This is a genomic window from Acetobacter tropicalis (assembly GCF_001580915.1).
Taxonomy (GTDB): domain Bacteria; phylum Pseudomonadota; class Alphaproteobacteria; order Acetobacterales; family Acetobacteraceae; genus Acetobacter; species Acetobacter tropicalis.
Genome location: NZ_LHZQ01000124.1, coordinates 1 through 5,487, shown reverse-complemented (window position 1 = coordinate 5,487; position 5,487 = coordinate 1). Strand labels below are relative to the sequence as shown.

Below are 5,487 nucleotides of genomic sequence, written 5' to 3'. Positions count from 1 at the left end.
CCCGATGTACAACCCTTCTGTGAGATTTCCGCGTCGACGCTGATCGATACGCTTGCGCGGATCGGCTGGACGCCTCCTGGCAGAACCTGACAGATGCCGCGCCGTTCCGTTCTGACCGAGGCGCAGCGCCTGACGCTGCTCGCCCTGCCAGAAAGCGAAGCCGATCTGGTACGCTACTGGACGCTCACTCCCGATGACCTGCACGTCATCGTCAGTCGGAGACGGGCGCATAATCGGCTGGGTTTTGCAATCCAGCTTTGCGCACTGCGCTATCCCGGGCGGCTGCTCCGGCCAGGAGAGTTGATCCCTCAGATCCCGCTGGTCTTCGTAGGGGATCAGCTGGAGACCCGCAAAAACCGGGTAATTTCTGGCGAAGCGGGCTGGCTTTATGACGTCGAGGTTGCGGGGCGCACCAAGGGCATCATTCGGACCGATTTCCACGATGCCCGGCGTTGATTTCGCCGGTTTTGCCGACTTGCTGACAGAGTCAGCCTGCGGTTTTTAGACGCTCGTGGAAGATCAGCCGATTGAAGTTGTAGGCCAGGTTGCAAAGGGTCAGTTTCGCCTCAGCGCGGGCGAGGCCGATGGTGCGGATGAACAGTGTGAACCGGTTTTTCTGATGCGCGAAGACATGCTCAACATGCGCACGGATCGAGGATTTGGCGGCATTGGCCCTCGCGGTTGCCTTTGACATCGGCTTGCCCATGGGTTTGCGCCGATGAATACGGGACGTGAGCATCTGGTCCGACAGCCACTTCTCGTTGCGCCTGGATCGATAGGCACTGTCTGCCCAGACCTCGGAACTGGTATTGTTCGTGCTGACGACCTGCCGGAGAAGACGCCCGTCCGCCGCTGACGCCGAAGTCACCGCCATGCCTCGGATGAAGCCGAAGCGTCGGTCGATGCTGATGTGGGATTTGTAGCCGAAAACCGGCAGGGCGATCATGGGGAGCGGCGTCCCATCAGCCCGATACCGGACTTTTCCGCCGACCTTGAGTGTCCAGCGAGCGTCGGTATCCTTCTGTGCTGCCTTGTTCGGCTCGTCCGGCCAAATGTCTCTGGCGCTCTTCCCCGACTTGATCGCTTCGCGTTCGCCCTCGGTGTTCCGCTGTCTTGGCGCAGGCACCAGCGAGGCGTCCACGATCTGCCCGGACATTGGAATGTAGCCCTTCTTCTGGAGGTGCCAGTCAAAGGCCTTCATCACCCGCCTGAGCGTTCCCGTCTCGGTCAGGCGATTGCGAAAATGCCGGATCGTGTTCTCGTCCGGCGTTCGATCCCCGAGCGACAGTCCCAGAAATCGCAGCCAACTCAGCCGATCGCGGATCATGAACTCCATCCGGGCGTCTGACAGATTGTGCTGCGCCTGCAGGATCAGGGCCTTGAACATCATCACCGGATCGAATGGTGGCCGGCCGCCTTTGCTCCCATCGCCATAGCCAAGCCCTTCGACCAGCCACGCACGGAAATACTCGAAATCCACCGTCTCCTGCAAAACCTCAAGCGGATCGCCATCCTTGCTCAATGCATCAAGGTGATCGCTCAAACTGAACAGGGACTTGGGATCCATAGTAGGTGTCAGGTTGTGAGACGTCATTGGCATAATCGAGGATTTCGTCGACCTGCTTCATGATGTCACGATTGGCTGGTTTGATGTAATCAGGATTACGAGACGCGGGATGTTTTTCAAGCCACGACATGATGCATTGGGCGGGAGTTATGCCGCCCAGAACACGCTGCGGGCGATGATTGTAAGCGAAACAGAAGCCTCTGAGCAGAATTTCCAGATCCTTATGGCTTGAGACACAGACCGGCAACACCTCTGTCGCGACACGGCCATTGAAGCGTTCGACCATTCCATTGGTCTGAGGAGAGTAAGCTTTGGTCCGACGTCGGTCGATTCCCATATCATGACAGGCTTTTTCGAAGGCATCCGCCGTAAAGCAGGAGCCACGATCGGTCAGAATATGGGTGATCCGGAAAGGAAAGGCGGTTTTGACAGCTTTGAGGAAATCGACGGAATTATCGGCATTCTCCGCGTCATAGACGGCCAGATGGACCGAGCGGGAGCATCTATCAATGGCAACATAGAGAAAACGTTTCCGCCGGTCTCCATCTGCTGTCTGCAATTTTGGCAGATGTTTCACATCGATATGGACATAACCTGGATCGTAATCCCGGAACTTTCCCTGTCCACGCACAGGTCCGGCTTTTTGCGCAGGAGGTAACCTGTTAAGTCCAGCATCTTTCAGAATACGCCAGATAGTGTCCCGTTTGAGATGCGGCAGGAAACGCCGCACGACGAAGGTCAGATCATCCAGACCAAAACCGGTCGAATGCCGAAGCTGACAGACAATGGCGCGCTCTTCCTCCGAGGCTTTCCAGGCCAGTTTCCAGGGACGGCTGCTGCGGTCCTGGCAGGCATCTGAACCACGCCTGCGCCACTTGCGGACAGTTTCATCGCTGATCCCGTAGCGTCTGGCGAGCACGGATGTCGGTTCTGACGAACGCGCTATGTCAGCCCGGACGGCTGGTGTCGTGCGTGCCTGTGGATGGATCTGAAGCATCATTCGCTCTCCTTGCAGACGGAAGAAAACCATGGAGCGTAACGCGGTATCGCCCACGCTACACCATCCCAATGACGTCTCACAACCTGACAAGTAGGCCTCCGTGATCGCGTAACTTCAATGAATCACCATAGCCGTCCAAACGCTACCGGTTTTTGCGGGTCTCCAGCTCGGGATCGAACCGGATGCGCTCGCCGACTATGCCGTGCGTGGGCCGACCCGGTATGAACAGCTCGATACCTTGCGTGGGATATTCGGATTCCAGCAATTCTGTCGACCGCTCCAGGCCGAGCTTCAGGCCTGGCTTCTGCCTGCCGCCCTGACGTCCACCAGCGGGATCGTCCTCGCACGGATGTTGCTGGACGAGTTCCGCCGTCGGCACATCATCGTGCCCGGTATCACCCAGATCGAGCGCATGGTGGGCAAGGCGCTGCTCGATGCCGAACGGTATGTCTGTGAATTGCTGACGCGGCATCTCACTGCCGGTCAACGTGATCGGCTCGATGCCCTCCTCGGGCCGCATGGCGGCAGCCATATCAGCATCCTCTCCTGGGTGCGCCAGCCTCCCGGTCAGCCTGGAAGGCGCGCCTTCGCGGCAATCCTCGACCGGTTGTCGATCCTGCGTGCGATCGGCCTGGATTCCAGTCTCGTGGACACCATCCACCCGGAGCGCCTTCGTCGATTGTGCCAGGAAGGTGCGCGTCTCACGGCGCAACATCTCTCCTTGCTGAACCCGGCGCGGCGGCGCGCGGTTCTGGTCGCCACAGCCATCGAGACGCGGATGACACTGACAGACGATGCGGTACTCATGTTCGAGCGGCTGTTCGGCCAGTTGTTTCGACGGGCGGAACGTCGTGAGGAGGCCGCGGTGAAACGTGACCGCCGGACCATTAACGCCAAAATCCGCCTTTTGGCCCAGATCGGCGATGCGTTGCTGCACGCACGCACGCGCTGATGCCACTGATCCTTACGTGGCGATCGAGAATATCATCGGCTGGGACGCGCTGACACGGGAAATCGCGGAAGCCCGCCATCTCGTCCGTCCTGACCCTCTCGATCCCGTGGCGCTTTCTCGGGAGAACGCACCGATCCTGCGCGAGATCGGTCCGGCGTTCGTCACCGCCTTCACTTTCGGTGCTGTGCCCGCCTGTGCGCCTCTTGCCCGAGCAGTGGAGACCCTGCGCAACCTCGCGGACGGGCGGCACAAATTGCCGGCCGCCGTACCGTTCGGCTTTGTCCGGCCGAGTTGGCGCCAACGGATCGACCGTGCCGGGCTCGACCGCCGGATTTTCACGTTCTGCGTCCTGGCGGAACTGCGCGACCGACTACGCGCAGGGGATATGTGGGTCGAAGGAAGCCGACGCTATCGGGCCGTCGAGCACCAGCTTATTCCAAAGCCGGTTTTTGCGGCAATGCGTGAGGCCGGTCCCTTGCCGATACCTGTCGCCGATACGGCTGCCGCGTGGCTGGCGGAACGCAAGGCGCTGCTCGCACGCCGGCTCGTCGAGATCGAGGCGAAAGCGGCTACCGATGCGCTTGAAGATGTACGGATCACCGAGGGCCGGCTGCGCATCTCGCCCTTGCGCGCGATCACTCCAGACGAAGCAGAAGACGCGCTGGCACTCCTTTATGCCCGCCTGCCGCCCATCCGGATCACCGATCTGCTGGCTGACGTGAACCGCTGGACAGGATTCGCCGACTGCTTCACGCATTTGACCACCGGCCGGGCACACGACGATCCCCGCGCGACCCTTACGGCCGTCCTCGCCGATGCGACAAATCTCGGCCATACCCGCATGGCCGAAGCCTGTGGGTTGGTCACGCAGCGTCAACTCGGCTGGCTATCGGCCTGGCACCTGCGTGAGGACAGCTACGGTGCAGCACTGGCGAGGCTGGTCGAGGCGCAGCATCGGCTGCCGCTTGCCACGTTATTCGGCGACGGCACCGCGTCCAGCTCGGACGGGCAACATTTCCCGCTCGATCGTCGGGCGCAGGCGACCGGAGCGGTCAATCCACACAAGGGCAGCGAACCCGCCGTTTCCTTCTATACCCATGTCTCGGATCGCTACGCGCCGTTCCATTCCACGGTCATCTCCGCCGGGGCAAGCGAGGCCGCGCATGTTCTCGATGGTTTGCTCCATCATGGCGCAGACCTCTCGATCGAACGCCATCACACCGATGGAGGGGGCGTTTCCGACCATGTGTTTGCCCTGTGTCATCTCCTTGGTTTTCGTTTCGCCCCACGTATCCCCAACATCGGGAACAGGCGCCTGCATCTGTTCACCGACATGCGGCCTGGGCCAACGATCGCCCCGTTGGCTGCTCAGCCGATCGACGAACGCCTGATCTCCGACCACTGGGACGACGTAATCCGGCTCGCCGTATCGATCCGCACCGGCGTCACCAGCGCGTCGCTGATGCTGGAGCGGCTTGGCTCCTATCCTCGCGCCAACGGTCTCGCCCTTGCCCTGCGAGAGATAGGCCGTGTCGAGCGTACACTGTTCACGCTCGACTGGATCGAACTCCCCGAAGAGCGACGCCGCGCCACCCGCGAACTGAACAAGGGAGAGGCCCAGAACGCCCTTAAACGCGCTATCTTCTTCCATCGCACCGGCCGTATCCGTGATCATGGACTGCAAGCCCAGGGCCATCGAGCCAGCGCGCTCAACCTCGTCGCCAGTGCTATCGTCTTGTGGAACACCACCTATCTTGAAGCCGCAATGCGGCATCTCGAACGCCAGGGGCGATCCATCCCGCCCAACCTCCTCCAGCACCTCTCCCCCTTGGGGTGGCAGCATATCAATCTGACTGGTGATTACCTCTGGACCGATCCCGGCATCCCAGAAGGAAAGCTCCGCCCTCTCCGGAATGCCATCACAGCCCCCGATAATCCTTAGCGTATATCTGTGCCCGTTTTATGTAA

At 60.6% G+C, this 5,487-nt stretch carries 2 protein-coding genes and 2 pseudogenes; 2 read left to right on the top strand and 2 right to left on the bottom strand.

Translation table 11 applies throughout. From position 1 onward, the window contains the following. Positions 1-93: 93 nt before the first annotated feature. Positions 94-345, top strand: a pseudogene (locus tag AD944_RS17540) (DUF4158 domain-containing protein); the annotation flags it as partial. A gap of 142 nt (positions 346-487) precedes the next feature. Here AD944_RS17540 and AD944_RS01335 read toward each other — a convergent pair. Next, positions 488-1,567 carry an IS5/IS1182 family transposase gene (locus tag AD944_RS01335; RefSeq protein WP_045542011.1) on the bottom strand — a complete coding sequence of 360 codons (1,080 nt, stop codon included), beginning with the start codon at positions 1,565-1,567 and terminating at the stop codon, positions 488-490. Beyond that, positions 1,527-2,564 (bottom strand): IS481 family transposase, encoded by a 1,038-nt coding sequence (locus tag AD944_RS01330; protein ID WP_045542015.1) that lies wholly within the window; start codon positions 2,562-2,564, stop codon positions 1,527-1,529. The genes AD944_RS01335 and AD944_RS01330 overlap by 41 nt, the downstream gene beginning before the upstream one ends. A gap of 154 nt (positions 2,565-2,718) precedes the next feature. Here AD944_RS01330 and AD944_RS01320 point away from each other — a divergent pair. Then, positions 2,719-5,461 (top strand): annotated as a pseudogene (locus AD944_RS01320) (Tn3 family transposase); the annotation flags it as partial. Positions 5,462-5,487: the final 26 nt, after the last annotated feature.

Bases quoted from the DNA above. Each gene is read 5' to 3' on its own strand.
- AD944_RS01335 (WP_045542011.1), bottom strand. From the start codon at position 1,567: ATGGATCCCAAGTCCCTGTTCAGTTTGAGCGATCACCTTGATGCATTG.
- AD944_RS01330 (WP_045542015.1), bottom strand. From the start codon at position 2,564: ATGCTTCAGATCCATCCACAGGCACGCACGACACCAGCCGTCCGGGCT.